The 17,636-nt window shown below is 72.2% G+C and carries 19 protein-coding genes; 16 read left to right on the top strand and 3 right to left on the bottom strand.

Annotated features, from left to right (window positions below; genetic code table 11):
- The first annotated feature begins 212 nt into the window (after positions 1-212).
- Genes VH969_RS06855 through VH969_RS06805 form a run of 11 tightly spaced genes read left to right on the top strand, consistent with a single transcriptional unit; the run spans position 213 to position 9,903 of the window.
- Positions 213-1,802: an aldehyde dehydrogenase family protein gene (locus VH969_RS06855; protein WP_331972131.1), complete on the top strand. Its 1,590-nt coding sequence runs from the start codon at positions 213-215 to the stop codon at positions 1,800-1,802.
- A 1-nt stretch (position 1,803) separates the two neighbouring features.
- The gene (locus tag VH969_RS06850) at positions 1,804-2,943 is read left to right on the top strand and encodes an acyl-CoA dehydrogenase family protein (RefSeq protein WP_331972127.1); all 1,140 of its coding nucleotides are present in this window, start codon (positions 1,804-1,806) and stop codon (positions 2,941-2,943) included.
- A gap of 47 nt (positions 2,944-2,990) precedes the next feature.
- Positions 2,991-4,238, top strand: coding sequence for an aspartate aminotransferase family protein (locus VH969_RS06845; protein ID WP_331972124.1), 1,248 nt, complete (start codon positions 2,991-2,993; stop codon positions 4,236-4,238).
- 13 nt (positions 4,239-4,251) lie between these two features.
- Positions 4,252-4,716, top strand: a complete 465-nt coding sequence (locus tag VH969_RS06840) for a type II toxin-antitoxin system RatA family toxin (protein ID WP_331972121.1) — start codon at positions 4,252-4,254, stop codon at positions 4,714-4,716.
- Positions 4,716-5,153, top strand: a complete 438-nt coding sequence (locus tag VH969_RS06835; RefSeq protein ID WP_331972118.1) for a hypothetical protein — start codon at positions 4,716-4,718, stop codon at positions 5,151-5,153. The genes VH969_RS06840 and VH969_RS06835 overlap by 1 nt, the downstream gene beginning before the upstream one ends.
- Positions 5,150-6,091 (top strand): VlmB-like protein, encoded by a 942-nt coding sequence (locus tag VH969_RS06830; protein ID WP_331972115.1) that lies wholly within the window; start codon positions 5,150-5,152, stop codon positions 6,089-6,091. The genes VH969_RS06835 and VH969_RS06830 overlap by 4 nt, the downstream gene beginning before the upstream one ends.
- Positions 6,088-7,128 (top strand): beta-ketoacyl-ACP synthase III, encoded by a 1,041-nt coding sequence (locus VH969_RS06825; protein ID WP_331972111.1) that lies wholly within the window; start codon positions 6,088-6,090, stop codon positions 7,126-7,128. The genes VH969_RS06830 and VH969_RS06825 overlap by 4 nt, the downstream gene beginning before the upstream one ends.
- A gap of 15 nt (positions 7,129-7,143) precedes the next feature.
- Positions 7,144-7,389, top strand: a complete 246-nt coding sequence (locus VH969_RS06820) for a phosphopantetheine-binding protein (protein WP_331972108.1) — start codon at positions 7,144-7,146, stop codon at positions 7,387-7,389.
- Complete coding sequence (locus tag VH969_RS06815) at positions 7,382-8,608, top strand: beta-ketoacyl-[acyl-carrier-protein] synthase family protein (protein WP_331972105.1); 1,227 nt, start codon at positions 7,382-7,384, stop codon at positions 8,606-8,608. The genes VH969_RS06820 and VH969_RS06815 overlap by 8 nt, the downstream gene beginning before the upstream one ends.
- Before the next feature lie 6 nt (positions 8,609-8,614).
- Entirely contained in the window at positions 8,615-9,394 is a 780-nt protein-coding gene (locus VH969_RS06810; protein ID WP_331972102.1) for a diacylglycerol/lipid kinase family protein, read from the top strand.
- Positions 9,395-9,423: 29 nt separating this feature from the next.
- On the top strand, positions 9,424-9,903 hold the full coding sequence (locus VH969_RS06805) for a DUF4231 domain-containing protein (protein ID WP_331972099.1): 480 nt from the start codon (positions 9,424-9,426) through the stop codon (positions 9,901-9,903).
- Here the strand turns inward: VH969_RS06805 and VH969_RS06800 are convergent.
- Positions 9,900-10,280, bottom strand: coding sequence for a hypothetical protein (locus VH969_RS06800; RefSeq protein ID WP_331972096.1), 381 nt, complete (start codon positions 10,278-10,280; stop codon positions 9,900-9,902). The genes VH969_RS06805 and VH969_RS06800 overlap by 4 nt on opposite strands.
- Before the next feature lie 69 nt (positions 10,281-10,349).
- Positions 10,350-11,315, bottom strand: coding sequence for a helix-turn-helix domain-containing protein (locus VH969_RS06795; RefSeq protein ID WP_331972093.1), 966 nt, complete (start codon positions 11,313-11,315; stop codon positions 10,350-10,352).
- 86 nt (positions 11,316-11,401) lie between these two features.
- On the opposite strand from VH969_RS06795, the gene VH969_RS06790 reads away from it, so the two are divergent.
- On the top strand, positions 11,402-11,584 hold the full coding sequence (locus tag VH969_RS06790) for a hypothetical protein (protein ID WP_331972090.1): 183 nt from the start codon (positions 11,402-11,404) through the stop codon (positions 11,582-11,584).
- A gap of 130 nt (positions 11,585-11,714) precedes the next feature.
- Here VH969_RS06790 and VH969_RS06785 read toward each other — a convergent pair whose 3' ends face one another.
- On the bottom strand, positions 11,715-12,614 hold the full coding sequence (locus VH969_RS06785) for an endonuclease domain-containing protein (protein ID WP_331972087.1): 900 nt from the start codon (positions 12,612-12,614) through the stop codon (positions 11,715-11,717).
- Between the two features lie 253 nt (positions 12,615-12,867).
- Here VH969_RS06785 and VH969_RS06780 point away from each other — a divergent pair, with 253 nt between their 5' ends.
- From VH969_RS06780 to VH969_RS06765, 4 genes are all read left to right on the top strand, one after another.
- Positions 12,868-13,740, top strand: a complete 873-nt coding sequence (locus VH969_RS06780; protein ID WP_331972084.1) for an SDR family oxidoreductase — start codon at positions 12,868-12,870, stop codon at positions 13,738-13,740.
- Positions 13,737-15,287, top strand: coding sequence for a succinic semialdehyde dehydrogenase (locus VH969_RS06775; protein WP_331972081.1), 1,551 nt, complete (start codon positions 13,737-13,739; stop codon positions 15,285-15,287). The genes VH969_RS06780 and VH969_RS06775 overlap by 4 nt, the downstream gene beginning before the upstream one ends.
- Before the next feature lie 181 nt (positions 15,288-15,468).
- Positions 15,469-17,124 (top strand): M14 family metallopeptidase, encoded by a 1,656-nt coding sequence (locus VH969_RS06770; protein ID WP_331972078.1) that lies wholly within the window; start codon positions 15,469-15,471, stop codon positions 17,122-17,124.
- A gap of 29 nt (positions 17,125-17,153) precedes the next feature.
- Positions 17,154-17,636, top strand: a 483-nt coding sequence (locus VH969_RS06765; RefSeq protein WP_331972075.1) for a S1 family peptidase, incomplete at its 3' end; no start/stop codon positions are given.

Below are 17,636 nucleotides of genomic sequence, written 5' to 3'. Positions count from 1 at the left end.
CTTTTCGCCGGGCCAAGTATTGGGGCGTTCTAGCGGATCACCAAACAACCCGCGACCAGCGGGTCAGCGGCGTGTCAGCGCTGCGGGCGGTCCCCGAGCCCGCTGTCAGTGGGGCATCAGGACTCGTTGTCAGACTCGAATTCGTGACGCTCAGCCTGGCCAGTGGAATGCCCCGGACACACGGCGATCCGGTGCCCACCTACGTTTCCCACGTGGGCGGCCGGGACGTCGATTCCGGGCGTTACCTCTACACCGTGAGCACCCGGTCGATCCTGACCGACGTGTTCGCGAGCCTCACGCTCAAGCGGCGCCTGGAGGCCGGCGGCGACCTGCCGACCGACCTGCCCGCCGACGGGATCGTCGGCCGGTGCGCGGTCGCCGACGCGGGCACCGTCACCGCCGCGCTGGACGCCGCCGCGGCGGCCGCACCCGAGTGGGCCGCGACGCCGCTCGCGGTCCGGATGCGGCTGGGCGAGCTCGTTCGCGCGCGCGTGCGGGCGCACGAGTCCGAGCTCGTCGACCTGCTCGTCGCGGAGGGCAGCCCGGCGGCGCTGGCCCGCTGGCAGGTGGCCGGGCTGCTGGAGCTGTTCAGCCCGGAGACCCTCGGATACTGCGCGGCCCAGCTGCACCAGGAGTTCCGCCAGGAGCTTCCGGACGGCGAGCGCACGCTGACCGTGCGCCGGGTCGCGGACGGCGTGGTGTGCGTGAACCCGCCGCAGAACGCGCCCGCGGCGAGCGCGCTGTTCGGCATCACCCCGCTGCTGGCCGGCAACGCGGTCGTCGTGCGCGCACCGCGCAGCGCGCCGCTCGGCGTCATGTACGCCCTGCGTGAGCTGGTCCTCCCCGCACTGCGGGAGGTCGGGGCACCCGACGGCACGCTCAACGTCTTCTGCGCGCGGCCCGGCCCGACGCTGCGCGCGTGGCTCGACGACCCGCGGGTGGCGGACATCTTCTACACCGGCGACGTCGAGCGCGGGCTGGAGCTGGAGCGCGAATGCGTGGCGCGCGGCAAGAAGCCGGTGCTGGAGCTCGCCGGCAACGACTGCGTGGTGGTCTGGCGCGACGCCGACGTGCCGGCCGCGGTCGAGGCGCTGACCGAGTGCTTCTACGGGTCCGGCCAGATCTGCATGGTGCCCAACCAGGTCGTGGCCCACCCGGACGTCGCGGACGAGCTGATCGCCCGGCTGTCGGCGGCCGCCGGACAGGTCCGGCCGGGCTACCCCGACGAGGACGGCGTGCTGCTCTCCCCCGTGCTGCGCAGCGAGCGCTTCTTCGCCTACGTGCGCGACGCGCTGGACCGCGGCGCCACGCTCGTGCACGGCGCGCGGCGGCTCGACGTGGACGGCACCCCGTGCGACACGGGCCTGTTCCTCGAGCCGACGGTGTTGCGTGTGGACGGTCTGGCCGGCTGCCGGGAGATCGACGCGGTGCGCGGCGAGACGTTCTTCCCGCTGCTGCCGGTGATCGTCGCCGAGCCGGGGCCGGACCTGATCGACCGCGTGCTCGAGCACGTGAACAGCAACCCCTACGGCCTGCGCAACTCCTTGTGGGCGAGCGACGATCGGGTGCTCGACACGTTCGTCGCGCGGGTTCGCAACGGCGGCGTGCTCAAGATCAACGACTCGCACATCGGCTTCCTGCCGTACCTGCCCACACACGGCGGGACCGGCCTGACCGGCGGCGCGTTCGGCGAGGCCAACTACCCGATGCTGCGCACCTCCCACCTGCAGGGCGTGTCCCGCGCGACCGGGATCCGGCCGCGGGACGCGGTCTTCGCCACCTTCCCCGGATCGAGGAGCTGAGATGCATTTCCTGGAAACAGACCGATCTGTCTGCGACAAGCTGTTGCCGGGCCTGCGCCAGCAGCTGACGGAGATCCCGCTGCAGGAGCTGGAGTCGCCGGACAGCCCGGCGATCGAGATCTTCCGCGCGCACGGCGGCACGAACCTGATGGTCCCCGCGGCCTACGGCGGGCTCGACGCCTCCCCGCTCGACGCCGCCCGCGTGGTCCGCGCGCTCGCCGCGACCGCGCCGTCGATGACGGTCGCGACGATGATGCACCACTTCTCGCTCGGCACCCTGTTCGCCGTGGCGGAGCTGGTCGGCGCCGGCTCCGACCTCGACGAGCTGCTGCTGCGCCGGGTCGTCGAGGAGAAGCTGCTGGTCGCGTCCGGCTTCGCCGAGGGCCGCACGTCGCAGGGAATCCTCGCCCCCACGATGATGGCCGAGCCGGTCGAGGGCGGGTACCTGGTCAACGGCGCGAAGAAGCCGTGCAGCCTGTCGCGGTCGATGGACCTGCTGACCGCGAGCGTCGGCATCGAGCAGGAGGACGGCTCGGTCGCCATGGGCCTGCTGATGCTGCCCGCGGACACGCCCGGCATCTCGATCCACCCGTTCTGGTCGACGCCGGCGCTGAACGGCGCGGAGAGCAACGAGGTCCGGCTGACCGACGTGCTCGTGGCGCCCGAGCAGATCATCGCGCCGGACCCGTCGCTCGCGGCCGCGATGGACCAGCTGACCACGGTCGGGCTGATCTGGTTCCAGCTCACCGTGTGCGCGTCCTACACCGGGATCGCTAGCGTGCTCGTGGAGAAGGTGCTGGCCGGCGCGCGCGGCAGCGCGGGGGACCGGGCGGCGCTCGCCGTGCGGATCGAGTCGGCCGCCGCGCTCACCGAGGGGCTCGCCCGCCGGATGATGGACGGCGAGACCGACAACGACACGCTCGCGGCCGCGCTGGTCACCCGGTACGCGGTGCAGGACGCGATCGCGGCGAGCGTGACCCAGGCCGTCGAGCTGCTCGGCGGGATGGCGTTCATCGGCAGCGGCGACATCGCCTACCTGGCCGCCGCGTCGCACGCGATCGCGTTCCACCCGCCGTCGCGCACGAGCGTGGCCGGCGCGCTGGTCGACTACTACGACGGCCACCCGATGGTCGTGTCCTGATGCCGTCCACCGCGGCCGCCACGGCCGGTGCGCCCAACCTGTCCACTATGAACTCAGCGGAGTCGGCGGAGTCGGCGGACTCGGTGGCCGCCGCCTACCGGCGCCACCTGTCCACCGGCCGCGCGGCGCTCGGCGAGATGTTCGGCGGCGACGTGGAGGTCGCCTCGGCCGGTGCGTGGGTGCGCACGAGCACCGGCCGCGAGCTGCTGAACTGCGGTGGCTACGGGGTGTTCATCGCCGGCGCGCGGCACCCGAGGGTGCTGGCCGCGGTGCGCGCGCAGCTGGACCGCAACCCCGTGGCCACCCGGCTGCTGCTCGAGCCGCAGGCCGCGCTCGCCGCCGAGGCGCTCGCGTCGGTCACCCCGGCCGGGCTCGACCGGGTGCACTTCGCGTGCGGCGGCGCGGAAGCGGTCGAGGCGGCGATCAAGCTGGCCCGGGCGCACGGCAAGCGCCACCTGGTGTCCATGGTGGACGGTTACCACGGCAAGACGCTCGGCGCGCTGTCGGCCACCGCGCGGCCGGTGTTCCAGGACCCGTTCCGGCCGCTGCTGCCGGACGTCACGCACGTGCGCTATGGCGACGCCGCCGCGCTGGACGCGGTGCTGGCCGCGCGCCCGGGCGAGGCGTGCGTGCTGGTCGAGCCGGTGCAGGGCGAGGCGGGCGTGGTGCTCCCGCCGGCGGGCTACCTGCGCGCGGTCGCGGAGTCGTGCCGATCGCACGGCGCGTTCCTGGTGCTGGACGAGGTGCAGACGGGGCTCGGCCGGCTCGGCCGGTGGTGGGGCGCGGACCGCGAGGGCGTGGTGCCGGACGTGCTGCTGGCGGGCAAGGCACTCGGCGGCGGCGTGCTGCCGGTGTCGGCGCTGGTGGCGACCGAGGCGGCGTTCGCGCCGTTCGACCGGGACCCGTTCATCCACACGTCGACGTTCTCCGGCGCGCCGCTGGGCATGGCGGCCGTGCGGGGGGCGATCGCGGCGATCCGGGAGGACGACCTGGTGGCCCGCGCGGACCGGCTCGGCACGCGGCTGTCCGCCGAGCTGACCCGGCTGTGCGCGGACGTGCTCGGCGACGCGGTGGCCGAGGTGCGCGGCGCGGGCCTGCTGATCGGGATCGAGTGCGCCGTCGACGGGCTCGCGGGCGAGTTGCTGCTGGAGCTGATGGAGGCGGGGGTGATCGCCAACCACTCGCTGAACTCGGACCGGGTGCTGCGGCTGACCCCGCCCGCGGTGCTGGACGACCGCGACGTGCGGTTCCTGCTCGACGCGTTCGAGCGGGCCGCCCGTGCGGTGCGGAGCTGACAGGAGATCGGACATGCGGAAAGTCGTACTGACCGTGCACATCGCGGCGCGGGACGCGCGGGCGGCGCTCGCGCGGATCGCCGAGTTCGAGCGGTATCCCGGGCTGGCCGCCGACGTCCGCGAGGTCACCACGCACGCGGACGGCACGGACTGGGTGGTCAACTTCCGGCGCGGGCCGATGCGGTGGACGGAGACCGAGACCGTCGACGAGGCGAGCCTGCGCATCGACTTCGCGCAGACCGAGGGCGACTTCGCGGAGTTCGCCGGCTCGTGGCAGCTGGTGCCCGGGATCGGCGGCTGCGTGGTGCGGTTCGAGGCCCGCTACGACTTCGGCATCGAGAGCCTCGCCGGGATCATGGACCCGATCGCCGAGCGGGTGATCAAGCGCGCCGTCTGCGAGGTGCTGGCCGGGCTGTTCGGCAGGACCTCGGTGCTCGAGGGTGGCGAGGCCCTGACCGACCTGGGAAGGGCCGCCTGATGGACGCCGTGAACCGCTTCGACACGCGCACCACGCACGCGCTGGTGCGGCTGGAGTACGGGATCGCGCTCGCCGCGTGCGTCGTGCTGTTCGTCCTGCACATCGGCGAGGTCCGCTGGCTGCCGGCGGTGGTGCTGTTCGCCTACATCGACGTGCTCGGCTACCTGCCCGGCGCGCTCGCCCACCACCGGGCGAAGGGCGCGCGGATCCCGAAGGCCTACTACGTGCTCTACAACGTGATGCACAGCTTCGCCACGCAGGCGGCGGTCGTCGGCGCGTGGGTGCTGGTGGCCGGGTGGGAGTGGGCGCTGCTCGCGATCCCGATCCACCTGCTCGGCGACCGGGCGCTGTTCGGCAACGCGCTCAAGCCGTTCTCGGTGCCGTTCGAGCCGGCGCCGGAGTTCGCCCGGCCGCGGCGGGAGCTGGTCACGTCATGAACCAGCTGAGCTGGGACACCGCTCCGTCTCTTGTGGATGGCGCGCTGTCGGTCGAGCTGACGCCGCGGGAGGCGAACCTGCGGTACTGGCTGGAGACGGTGCCGCAGGGCACGCTCGCCGGCCGGCCCGACGGGCACGACCCCGCGCTGACCGTGCCGGACTTCATGCGCGAGCCCGGACCGCTGCGCGACGCGCTGCTCACCGAGTACGCCTTCCGCTCGGTGGCCGAGGAGAAGGCGACCCGCGCGCTGTCGTACCTGGTGCCGATCGCGCCGGACACCGACACGATGGAGTTCTACGCGACCCAGGTGCTCGACGAGGCACGGCACGCCATGGTCTTCCGCAACCACCTGCTCGCCCTCGGCGTGCCGGCGACGAACCTGTGGCAGGCGGTCGAGGCGTTCGCCGGCGCGGACATCCACGCGGTGCTGGACCCGCTCGAGGAGTTCGGCCTGAAGATCATGCGCGACGACGCGGACTTCCTCGGCGGCGTGGTGCTGATGACGATCATCATCGAGGGCGCGCTGGCCCCCGCGGCGGAGCTGTCGGAGCGCAAGTGGCGCCCGCTCGACCCGGCGGCGGCGGAGATCGACCGCGGCGCGGGCATCGACGAGATCCGCCACCTGACGGTCGGCGCGGCGATCGCCAAGGAGTACCTCGCCGGGCATCCGGAGGACAAGGAGCGCGCGCTGGAGCTGGTCGCGCGCGGCATGCACATGTGGACGGTGCTGCCGGTGCACGAGCTCGTGCTGCGCCGCGAGGTGCTGTTCCAGCGCGGCCTGGAGCAGCAGGCGGCCGTCGTCGGGGACTACGAGATCTGGCCGGGCCGCCGCCTCGTGGACACCACGCCGGAGGAGCGCACGGCGACCGCGGACGAGTGGTCGCGGGAGATGAAGGCCGCCCGGCTCGCGTACATCGGTCTGGAGGAGGCGCTATGAACGAGAAGATCGCCGAGGTCGTGCCCCTGCCGGGGGTGCCGGCGGAGGGGACGTCGGCGGTCCTGTGTGGACTCGGCACGTTCGTGCCGCCACGGGTCGTGCCCAACGCCGACATCGCCGCGCGGCTGGACACCTCCGAGGAGTGGATCCGGGCGCGCACCGGCATCCGGCAGCGGCACGTCGTCGACCCCGGCACGGCCACGTCCGACCTCGCCGTCGAGGCGGGCATGCTCGCGCTGAAGTCGGCCGACATCGAGGACGTCGACGCGCTGGTGCTCGCCACGACGACGCCCGACCGGCCGTGCCCCGCGACCGCCCCGGACGTGGCGCACCGGATCGGGCTCGACCGGATCGCGGCCTTCGACGTGAACGCCGTCTGCACCGGCTTCCTGTACGCGCTCGCCTCCGGCGCCGGGCTGATCTCGGCGGGCGTGGCCGAGCGGGTGCTGGTGATCGGTGCGGACACGTTCTCCACGATCGTCGACCCGGACAGCCGGGCCACGGCCGCGATCTTCGGCGACGGCGCGGGCGCGGTGGTGCTGCGCGCGGGCGCCCCGCACGAGCTGGGCGCGCTGGGCCCGTTCGACCTCGGCAGCGACGGCCAGGACGCGGACCTGATCATGGTGCCGGCCGGCGGGTCGCGGCAGCCGCGGTCCGGGACGGAGGACGAGCGGTACTTCACGATGGCCGGCAAGGCGGTGTTCCGCAAGGCGATCTTCCAGATGGCCGGCTCGGCGCAGTCCGTGCTGCACAAGGCCGGGCTGCGGGTGCGCGACGTCGACCGGTTCGTGATCCACCAGGCGAACGCCCGGATCCTGAACGGGGTCGCGGACATGCTCGGCCAGCCGGCCGCCAAGTTCGTGCGCAACATCGACGACGTCGGCAACACGGCCGCGGCGTCGGTCCCGCTCGCGCTCACCGCGGCCTGCGCGAGCGGGGAACTTCGCCCCGGGCAGCAGGTGCTGCTCGGCGCGTTCGGCGGCGGGCTCACGTGGGGCTCGACCGTGTTGCGCTGGCCGGACATCTCGGTGCTGTAAGTGGAGGAACACGCGATGACCACCGTTCTCGACCGGCTCTCGGAGCTGCTTGTCGGCTACTTCGGCGTCGAGGCCGACGAGGTGCACCCGGACGCCACGTTCGCCGAGCTCGACCTGGACTCGCTCGCGATCGTGGAGTTCGCCCTGGTCGCGGAGAAGGAGTTCGGCGTCGCCATCGGCGAGGACGAGGTGACGCCGAAGGCGCGAGTCCGCGACGCGCTCGAGATGCTCGCCGCCAAGGGCATCCGCGGCGATGGCTGAGCCGTTCCAGGCGGCGGTGACCGGGCTCGGCCTGGTCACCCCGGCCGGGATCGGCGTCGCGGAGACCTGGCGGACGATCCGGGCGGGCACCCCGACCGCCTCGTCGGACTCCACATTGGACGGCATGCCGGTGGACTTCTCCTGCCGGGTGCCCGGGTTCGACGCCGACGCGCTGCTCGGCCGGCGTACCGCGTGGCGGCTGGACCGGTACGTGCACCTCGCGCTCGTGGCGTGCCGGGAGGCGATCGCGGACGCGGGGCTGGACACGTCCGCGTGGGACGGCGCCCGCGTCGGGGTCGTGATGGGCAACGCGCTGGGCGGCGTCGGCACGTTCACCACCCAGCACGAGACCCTGCTCGCGGACGGCGCGGGCAAGGTGTCGTCGATGCTGATCCCGATGATGGGGGTCAACATGGTCGCCGGGTACCTGGCGATCGACTGCGGGGCGCAGGGGCCGAACCTGGTCACGACGACCGCGTGCGCGTCCGGGACCACGGCGATCGGCACCGCGCGGGACCTGCTGCGCACCGGGCGCTGCGACATCGTGCTGGCCGGCGGCGCCGAGGCGGGGCTGTCCCGGCCGATCGTCGCCGGCTTCACGCGGATGGGCGCGCTGTCCGGGCGGGTGGACGATCCGGCGGCGGCGTCGCGGCCGTTCTCGGTCGACCGGGACGGGTTCGTCGCCGCGGAGGGCGCGGGCGTGCTGGTGCTGGAGCGGCACGAGCACGCGGTGGCCCGCGGCGCGCGGATCCGGGCGCGGGTGAGCGGTTACGGCGCCTCGGCGGACGCGCACCACGCGACCGCGCCGGACCCGTCGGGTACCGGCGCGGAGGCGGCCATCCGCGCGGCGCTGACCGACGCCGGCCTCGAACCGTCCGATGTGGACCACGTGAACGCGCACGGCACGTCGACCCCGCTGAACGACGCGGTCGAGGCGGGCGTGGTGGCCCGGGTGTTCCCCGCGCTGCCCGCGGTGACCTCGGTGAAGGGCGTGACCGGCCACTCGCTCGGCGCGGCCGGCGCGATCGAGGCGGCGTGCACGGTGCTGACCATCGAGCACGGCGAGGTGCCGCCGACCGCGAACCTCGAGAACCCGGACCCCGCGCTGGAGATCGACGTGGTGCGCGGTGCGCCGCGGCGACTCGGGGTCAGCGCGGCGACCAGCAACTCGTTCGGCTTCGGCGGGCAGAACGCCGTGCTCGTGCTGACCGCGAACTGAGGGCTCATGATCCGCGTCGTGGCGAACCCGGCGGCCGGCGGCTACTCGGCCGCCCTGACCGCCGAGGTCCGCCGGCGTTGCCGCGAGTCCGAAGTAGACCTGACGGTCGTGGTCGGCGGCGACGGCACCGCGTCGCGGGCGGCCCGGTCGCCGGCGCCGCTGCACATCGTCCCGGCGGGCACGGCGAACTCCTTCTACCGCACGGTGTGGGGCGACACCCCGTGGCAGGTGGCACTCGACGTGGCGCTGTCCGGCGCGCCGCCGCGGCTGGTCGACGTGGCCCGGATCGCCGGCACGGACGGGGTCGTGCTGTCCGGCGCGAGCGCGGGCCTTCCCGCGCAGGCCATCCGGCTGGCCAAGTCCGCCGGCACCTCGTACGCGGCGGCGCTGGCGGACCTGGGCGAGCAGTACGAGCCCTACCCCGGCCGCGTCGTCGTGGACGGCGAGGTGGTCCACAGTGGCCCCACGATGCTCGCGAACGTGGGCGGCGCGCGCCACCGGGGCGGCCGCTACGAGCTCCTCCCCCACAGCGTGCTGGACGACGGCCTGCTCGACGTGTGCGTGGTGGGCGCTTCGCACTCGGTGCGGGACATGGTGCGGCTGACGCAGACGGGCGCGCACGTCGGCCTGCCGGACGTCGTGTACGCGCGGGGCCGGCGGGTGCGGCTGGAACGCCTGGACGCCGGCCCCCTCCGGTTCGAACACGACGGCGAGCCGGTGCCCGCCGGCCGGGCGGTCACCCTGGAGGTACTGCCCCGCGCCCTACCGGTGATCGCACCGGGGTAACGAACCGCGCGAACCCGCGACATGCAGGCATGACCGACGAGACGCCCGGGCCGGCCCCGGCCGGATTGACGCCGAGCCGGCGCGCCGAGCTCCTGCGCCGGTGGATCGCCGAGGCGATCGCGTACTCGAGACGCAAGCGGCGTGGATTTCGCGCGGCGGCATCCCTCGTGAAGATCGCGACGCTGGTGCTGTCCGCCGCGTCGACGATCATCCTCGGGGTGCAGGACCTGGACTTGTGGACCGGGATCGGGTTCGCGCTCGTCGCCACCGTGACCGTCGTGTCGGCCGTGGAGCCGTTCTTCAACTGGCGTTCGCGGTGGGTGCTCATGGAGGAGCAGCAACATCGCCTCCACCGGCTCGACGAGGACCTCACCATGCTCGTCGCGCGGACGCCGGCCGGTGGCATGACCGACGCGATGGTCGACGAGTTCTACGAGGCGTACCGCGAGGTCTGGAACTCGACCTCGCAGCGGTGGCTCGAGTTTCGCAAGTCCGCCGAACAGGGCTAGGCGACGGCCTCGTCCACGCGGGGCTTGCGGTCGTAGACGCAGTGGACGCGGCGCAGGCGGCCGTCCTCGGCGAAGAGGGCGTAGTCGACGCCTGCGATGGTCGCCGAGCCGGCCAGGTCGAGCATCGCCCAGGTGTAGCGGGCCCGGTTCTTGTGCAGGAACACCTCGCTGGTCCGGCAGAAGACCCGGTTCGGGTACTTCCGCCGGATGCGCGCGACGTTGTCGCTGATCTCGCGGTGGCCCTTCGCCTCGACGGCAGGAGCGTGGTAGACGCCGTCGGCCGTCCAGGCCTGCTCGATCAGCACGTGCCGCGCCTCGAGGTCGGGCTCGTTCCACGTGCCCACGTATGTGTCGATCTTCTGCTCGCGGTCGTTCACCGGACCCGGCCTCCCGTGCACGGGGCACATCTCAGCCTCTGATTCTGACCGACACCGCTCGACGGCCACTCAAGAACGAAGCTCGGCGGCCCGCCCGAACGTGCGCCGGTAGTCCTTCGGCGAGACGCCGACGACGCGGTTGAAATGGTGGCGCAGCAGGGCAGCCGAGCCGAAGCCGCACCGCTCCGCGATCTCCTCGATCGACAGCCGCGTCTCCTCCAGCAGCTGCCGCGCGTGCAGCACCCGCTGCATCGACAGCCACCGGTGCGGCGTCGTCCCCGTCTCCGCGACGAACCGCCGCGCGAACGTGCGCTCGGACATCTGCGCGCGGCGGGCGAGGCCGGCGACCGTGTGTTCGGTCCGCAGGTTGTCGGCCAGCCACGTGAGCACCGGCGAGAGGCTGTCCGCCGAGCACTCCGGGATCGGCAGCTCGACGAACTGGCGCTGGCCGCCGTCGCGCTGGGGCGGCACGACCATGCGGCGCGCGATCGCGGTCGCGGCGGCCGAGCCCAGCTCGCGGCGGACCAGGTGCAGGCACGCGTCGATACCGGCGGCCGTGCCGGCGCTGGTGATGATGTCGCCGTCGTCGACGTACAGCACGTCCGGGTCGAGCAGCGCCTTGGGGAACCGCTCGGCGAGCTCGTCGACGTGGCGCCAGTGGGTCGTGCACCGCCGCCCGTCGAGCAGGCCCGCGGCGCCGAGCACGAACGCGCCGCTGCACACCGACATCAGCGTGGCGCCCCGCGCGGACGCGTCCCGCAGCGCCTCGAGCACCACGGTCGGGTACTCCTCGCGGATGGCCGCCGCGGGCACGGCCACGAGGTCGGCCCTCTCCACGGCGGACAGGTCGTGCTCGGGGATGACCATCGCGCGCACGCTCGTGCGCAACGGCTCGCCGGGGCGCTCGCCGCAGACCAGGAACTCGACGGGCGGCACGCCTTCGTCGGTCCGGTCGATGCCGAACACCTCGCAGAGGACCCCGAACTCGAACGGCGCGAAGTCGTCGATCAGCACCGCGGCGACGGTCTTGAGCATGCCGCCAGAGTAGTTGGCAGGATATTGATGCACAAGGTCTGCTCTGCCACTATTGGCAGGAATGCCGCCAACATAAACTTAGTGCCATGGAACTTCTCATCACCGCCGTCATCATCGGACTCGTCATCTGGGGCCTAGAGCGCAACCGCGCGCGGCAGGCCACGCAGGCTCCCACCCACCTGGCCGGCAGCTCGGACGTCGTGGACCGCGACGAGGAACGCCTCTCCGGCGAGCTCGTCCTCCGCGGCGGCGCCGTGCTGCACTCGTGAACCGCGAGTCCAACCGTCAGCCCCCGCGAGTCCAACCGTCAGCCCCCGCGAGTCCAACACTCAGCCCCCGCGAGTCCGACCGATCAGCCACCACCCTCCGGCCCGGCTACGCCGCGAATCTCCGGCCCGGCTACGCCGCGAATCTCCGACGTCCCAGTGCTCGGCGGATCTCGCGGTGCAGCCGGGCCGGATTTCGGATGTCCGCCGCGTCGGCCCTGATCACCAACCACCCGCGTCGCTCGAGGTCTGCTTGCCGGGCGACGTCGCGGTCTACGTTGCCGAGGTGCGCCACGTAGCCGTCGTACTCGACCGCCACGCGCGCCTCCTCCCACGCGAAATCCAGCCTGTACCTCTCCCGCCCATCCACGTCGACCACCGGATGTTGCTGTCGCGGAATGGGCAGGCCATCGTCGAAGAAGCCCAGCATCAGCCAGCTCTCCGCCGGCGACTCGGCCAGGCCGGTGGCCAGCAGAAGAAGAATCTCCCCACGGCGCCGCCCACGTGGGTCTCGGCGGGTCAGAATTCGACTCAGCACCTCGGCGCGGAACGCCTGCCGATCATCCGTCGACATCAGGCCAAGCGCTTGATCCGCGCAAGCGAGCGCGGTTCGACGCGCGGCTCGGCAGAGTAGCTCCGCGATCGCGCAGTCCAGTGTGTGGACCCGCAGCCCCCGCAACTCGACGACGTCCTGTTCGTCGAACAGACCGTGGTGGACGAAGACACCACGGCCACGCCGCACCGGACGGTCGTAGCCGACCAGCACATGGACCTCGCCCACTTCGGCGGCAGTGCATCCGAGTAGATGCGCGGCCGTGTGACTGGTGAGCAACGCCCGACCACCGACCTGCAGCAGAGCGGCAGCGGACCGGGTCCACAGGTCCAGCATGCGATGTCGCTCGACGAGCACGCCCCGTGCGACGGCGACCAGGCGTCCTTCGCTTATGACAGCACTCAGCCGCCGATTGCCGAGGCGAGCTCGCAGATCGTCGCGGAGATGCGCGCCGTGCAATCCAGGGGGCAGTTCGATCATGTGGTCACTGTGCAGGTCGGCAGACACCGACGGCCTGTGGCCGACGACAACTGGATAACCAAGCCATCTGTGGACAGCTGGAACGCACGACTCGCCTGCCGGGAGCGTTGGACTCGCCTGCCGGGAGCGTTGGACTCGCGGCGGCGGAGCGTTGGACTCGCGGCGGCGGAACGTTGGACTCGCGGGTTGCGTTGCGGCGTCGGGGACTGGAAACCTTCCTGCCGGAATGTATGTGTCGACGTCGGGAGATGTGATGGCTCGTCAGCCCCGCTCGCTGGCCGGGAAGATCGTCGCGATTACCGGAGGGGGGCGCGGGATCGGAGCCGCCACCGCGGCGGCGCTCGTGCGGGAGGGCGCGAAGGTCGCCATCGGGGACCTGGACCTGGACGTGGCGCAGAGGACCGCGACCGAGCTGGGCGCGGAGGCCTTCCTGCTCGACGTCACCGACCGGGCGGGGTTCACGAAGTTCCTGGAGGAGGTCGAGGGCCGGCTCGGGCCGATCGACGTCCTGGTCAACAACGCCGGCATCATGCCGCTCGGCCGGTTCGAGGACGAGTCCGACCGCTCGACGACCCACCAGCTCGAGATCAACCTGCACGGGGTCATCCACGGCACCCGCGAGGCCATCAAACGCATGCGGCCGCGCGGGGGCGGGCACATCGTCAACATCGCGTCCGCCGCCGGCAAGGCCGGCTTCCCCGGCGCCGTCACCTACTGCGCCACCAAGCACGGCGTCGTCGGCCTGTCCGAGGCCGTCCGCGCCGAGCTGCGCGGCTGCGGCGTCGACATCTCCGTCGTCATGCCGGCGATCGTGCGCACGGAGCTCGCCGCCGGGGTGAAGGAGGCCCGCTTCTTCAAGTCGGTCGCGCCGGCCGACGTCGCCGAGGCCATCGTGAAAGCCTTGCGGCACAACAAGTTCGAGGTCTACGTGCCCGCCTCGCTCGACGCGATGAACCGCATCACCCGCCTCCTGCCGCGCTCCGTCGCCGAGTGGATCGTCCGCGCGCTCAAGGGCGACCAGGTGCTGGTCGACCCGGAGTTCGCCGCCCGCGAGGAGTACGAGGCCCGCGCCGCGGCCAGCGCCCCGGCGACAGACGACACGACCGACCGGGAGATCGCCGGATGAGGCCCGCTTCGCTCACCGACGAGCTGCTCGAGCACCTTCGCGGCCGCGTCACCGCCGAGTCCGGCGCGACCTACACGTCCACCGCCGTGTTCTCCGGCGGAGAGCTCGCCACGCTCCCCGAGTCCAACACCGCCGACGTGCACACCGCGTTCGAGCGGGCCACCCGCGCGCAGCGGGAGTGGGCCGCGACGCCGGTGAAGGACCGGCTGACGGTCTTCGAACGCTTCCACGGCCTGCTGCTGCGCAACCGCGAGACCGTCCTCGACCTCATCCAGGCCGAGACCGGCAAGGCCCGCCGCGACGCGTTCGAGGAGCTCTGCGAGCCGCTGCTCGTCACCAGCTACTACCTGCGCAAGGCCCCGAAGCTGCTCAGGCCGCAACGCCGCGCGGGCCTCATGCCGGGCGCGATCACCGCCCTGGAGACGCACGTGCCCAAGGGCGTCGTCGGCATCATCTCGCCCTGGAACTACCCGTTCACGCTCGCACTCGGCGACCTCGTCCCGGCGCTCATGGCCGGCAACGCCGTGGTGCTCATGCCCGACCGGCAGACCGCACTCAGCCCGCTGCTCGGCGCCGACCTGCTGTACCAGGCCGGGCTCCCGGCGGGCCTGCTGCAGGTGGTGCTCGGGGACGGCCCGGTGGTCGGCGGTGCGGTCGTCGACACCTGCGACTACATCGGCTTCACCGGCTCCACCCGCACCGGCACGCTGATCGCCGAGCGGGCGGGCAGGCGGCTCGTCGGCTGCTCGCTCGAGCTCGGCGGCAAGAACCCGATGGTCGTGCTCGACGACGTCCGGATCGCCGAGACGGCCACGCAGGCCATCCGCGCGTGCTTCGCCAACGCCGGGCAGCTGTGCATCTCGATCGAGCGGATCTACGTCCACGACTCGATCTTCGACGCGTTCGCCGAGGCGTTCGTCGGGCAGGCGGGCGGGCTCGCGCTGCGGCCGGGCTTCGACTACGCCGCCGACATGGGCTCGCTGACCTCGCAGCGCGCGCTGAAGACCGTGTCCGAGCACGTCGACGACGCCCGCGCGAAGGGCGCCACCGTGCTCACGGGCGGGCGGCCGCGACCGGACCTCGGCCCGTACTTCTACGAGCCGACCGTGCTCACCGACGTCACGCCGGAGATGCTGCCGCACGCCGCGGAGACGTTCGGGCCGGTCGTGTCGCTCTACCCGTTCGGCTCCGACGACGAGGCGGTCGCGCTCGCCAACCAGACCGACTACGGGCTCAACGCCAGCGTGTTCGGCCGCGACCGGGCCCGTGCCACGAAGGTCGCCGCGCGGCTGCGCGCCGGCACGGTCAACGTCAACGACGGGTACGCGTCGGCGTACGGCAGCATCGACGCGCCCATGGGCGGCATGGGCGTCTCCGGGCTGGGCCGCCGGCACGGGGCGGAGGGCCTGCTCAAGTACACCGAGGCGCAAACGATTGGCACGCAACGGATCGCGATGCTCAACCCGCCGAAGTGGGTGCCCTACGGGCTCTACACGAAGGTCATGGCGGCCTCGCTGCGCCTCATGCGCCGGCTCGGCATCCGTTAACTGGTAACGGGACGTAACGCCCGTTTGACCTCTTGTGAAGAGGTCGGTCTCAGGTGAACATCAGCAACCAGGCGAAAGCCGGGCCGTGAGGGCACCCCACGCGGGTTCGGTCCGCTGCGCCGACAACTGAATACACACCTCCAGCACCGGCCGGGGCCGGTGCCCCCTGCGGGAGGCCCGCGTGAGACACGAACGCCCGTCCATAGTGGTCGGGGCGCTAGCCGCTTTGACCCTCGTCCTGTCCGTGACCGGCACCGCGGCCTCCGAGCCCGCGCCTGCCGCGCAACCCCGCGGCTCCGCCGAGTACTTCGTCTCCGGCACCATCGACTCGCACGTCCGCAACGCGGTGGCCAAGACGGGCGCCGCGATCAACTCCGTCGAGCACGGCGCGCTGAACGTCACCGCCACGCCGGCCGAGGTGGCGAAGATCCGGGCGCTGGGGCTGACGGTCAGCGCCGAGCCCGCACCCGCGAGGGCCGGGGACGTCGAGCCGCTCGACTTCCCGCCCGCCGACTCGGGCTACCACAACTACGCGGAGACCAACGCCGCGATCGCGAGCACGCTGGCCGCGTACCCGAACCTGGTCAGCCGCCAGCTCATCGGCCACTCGTACGAGAACCGCGACATCGTCGCGCTGAAGATCTCCGACAACGTCGGCACCGACGAGGACGAGCCCGAGGTGCTGTTCACCGCGCACCAGCACGCGCGCGAGCACCTCACCGTCGAGATGGCGCTGTACCTGCTGACCGAGCTGACGAGCAAGTACGGCACGGACAGCCGGATCACGAACCTGGTCGACAGCCGGGAGATCTGGCTCGTCCCGGACATGAACCCCGACGGCGGCGAGTACGACATCCGCAACGGCTCCTACGCGGGCTGGCGCAAGAACCGCCAGCCGAACTCCGGCAGCTCCGCGGTCGGCACCGACCTCAACCGCAACTGGCCCTACAACTGGGGCTGCTGTGGCGGGTCGTCCGGCAGCCCGTCGAGCGAGACCTACCGCGGCGCGTCCGCCGGTTCCTCGCCCGAGGTCGGCGTGGTCATGAACTTCGTGCGCAGCCGGGTCGTCGGCGGCGTGCAGCAGATCAAGACCAACATCGACTTCCACACGTTCTCCGAGCTGGTGCTCTGGCCGTACGGTTACACGTTCAGCAACACCGCGCCCGGCATGACCCAGCAGGACTACGACACGTTCTCGACGCTGGGCCGGCAGATGGCCGCGACCAACGGCTACACCCCGGAGCAGGCCTCGGACCTCTACATCACCGACGGCTCGATCGACGACTGGCTGTGGGCGACCCAGCGGGTCTACTCGTTCACGTTCGAGATGTACCCGTCCTCGGGTGGCATCAACGGGTTCTACCCGCCCGACGAGGTGATCGGCCGCGAGACCACGCGCAACCGCGAGGCCGTGCTCATGCTGCTCGACTACTCCGACTGCCCGCCGCGGGTCATCGGCGCGACGTGTGACGGCAGCGAGCCGCCGCCCGCCGGACCGAGCTTCGAGAACACCGACAACGTCGACATCCCCGACGCCGGCGCCGCGGTGAACAGCCCGATCACGGTGACCGGCGTGTCCGGCAACGCGCCCGCGGACCTGGCCGTGTCGGTCGACATCAAGCACACCTACCGCGGCGACCTGCAGATCGACCTGGTCGCGCCGGACGGGTCCACCTACCGGCTCAAGAACACGAGCAACGACTCCGCGGACGACGTGCTCACGACGTACACGGTGAACGCGGCCGGCGAGGTCGCGAACGGCACCTGGCAGCTGCGGGTGCGCGACCTCTACTCGATCGACACCGGCTACCTCGACTCCTGGCGGCTCACCTTCTGATTTCCCTTATTCGAAAGGACAACTGACAGATGACCCTGCACTGGAAGACGACCTTCGGACGAATGGCCGGCAAGGCCACGCTCGTCGCCGTGGGCGCCGCCGCGGTGCTCGGCGCCGCCACCGCGCAGGCGGTGGCCGCGCCCCCACCCGACGACGTGCAGCCGCAGGTCGTCGGCGGCACGCGGGCGGCGCAGGGCGAGTTCCCGTGGATGGTGCGGCTGTCCATGGGCTGCGGCGGCGCCATGTACACCAACCAGATCGTGCTGACCGCCGCCCACTGCGTGAGCGGCACCGGCAACAACACCGGCATCACCGCCACGATGGGCGCGGTGGACCTGCAGGACCCCGCCCGGATCACCCGCCAGTCCACCTACGTCTACCAGGCGCCGGGCTACAACAACCCGTCCGGCGACGACTGGGCGCTGATCAAGCTGGCCTCGCCGGTGAGCGGCATCCCGACGCTCGCGATCGCGAACACCACGGCCTACGACAGCGGCACGTTCACCGTCGCC

Source organism: Actinophytocola sp. (assembly GCF_036555685.1).
Classification (GTDB): domain Bacteria; phylum Actinomycetota; class Actinomycetes; order Mycobacteriales; family Pseudonocardiaceae; genus Actinophytocola.
This window is presented reverse-complemented; position numbering and strand designations above follow the sequence as displayed.

Excerpts from the sequence above, each read along its gene's own strand:
- VH969_RS06850 (WP_331972127.1), top strand. The coding sequence starts at position 1,804 with ATGCATTTCCTGGAAACAGACCGATCTGTCTGCGACAAGCTGTTGCCG.
- VH969_RS06845 (WP_331972124.1), top strand. The coding sequence starts at position 2,991 with ATGAACTCAGCGGAGTCGGCGGAGTCGGCGGACTCGGTGGCCGCCGCC.
- VH969_RS06840 (WP_331972121.1), top strand. The coding sequence starts at position 4,252 with ATGCGGAAAGTCGTACTGACCGTGCACATCGCGGCGCGGGACGCGCGG.
- VH969_RS06835 (WP_331972118.1), top strand. The coding sequence starts at position 4,716 with ATGGACGCCGTGAACCGCTTCGACACGCGCACCACGCACGCGCTGGTG.
- VH969_RS06830 (WP_331972115.1), top strand. The coding sequence starts at position 5,150 with ATGAACCAGCTGAGCTGGGACACCGCTCCGTCTCTTGTGGATGGCGCG.
- VH969_RS06825 (WP_331972111.1), top strand. The coding sequence starts at position 6,088 with ATGAACGAGAAGATCGCCGAGGTCGTGCCCCTGCCGGGGGTGCCGGCG.
- VH969_RS06820 (WP_331972108.1), top strand. The coding sequence starts at position 7,144 with ATGACCACCGTTCTCGACCGGCTCTCGGAGCTGCTTGTCGGCTACTTC.
- VH969_RS06815 (WP_331972105.1), top strand. The coding sequence starts at position 7,382 with ATGGCTGAGCCGTTCCAGGCGGCGGTGACCGGGCTCGGCCTGGTCACC.
- VH969_RS06810 (WP_331972102.1), top strand. The coding sequence starts at position 8,615 with ATGATCCGCGTCGTGGCGAACCCGGCGGCCGGCGGCTACTCGGCCGCC.
- VH969_RS06805 (WP_331972099.1), top strand. The coding sequence starts at position 9,424 with ATGACCGACGAGACGCCCGGGCCGGCCCCGGCCGGATTGACGCCGAGC.
- VH969_RS06795 (WP_331972093.1), bottom strand. The coding sequence starts at position 11,315 with ATGCTCAAGACCGTCGCCGCGGTGCTGATCGACGACTTCGCGCCGTTC.
- VH969_RS06790 (WP_331972090.1), top strand. The coding sequence starts at position 11,402 with ATGGAACTTCTCATCACCGCCGTCATCATCGGACTCGTCATCTGGGGC.
- VH969_RS06785 (WP_331972087.1), bottom strand. The coding sequence starts at position 12,614 with ATGATCGAACTGCCCCCTGGATTGCACGGCGCGCATCTCCGCGACGAT.
- VH969_RS06780 (WP_331972084.1), top strand. The coding sequence starts at position 12,868 with ATGGCTCGTCAGCCCCGCTCGCTGGCCGGGAAGATCGTCGCGATTACC.
- VH969_RS06775 (WP_331972081.1), top strand. The coding sequence starts at position 13,737 with ATGAGGCCCGCTTCGCTCACCGACGAGCTGCTCGAGCACCTTCGCGGC.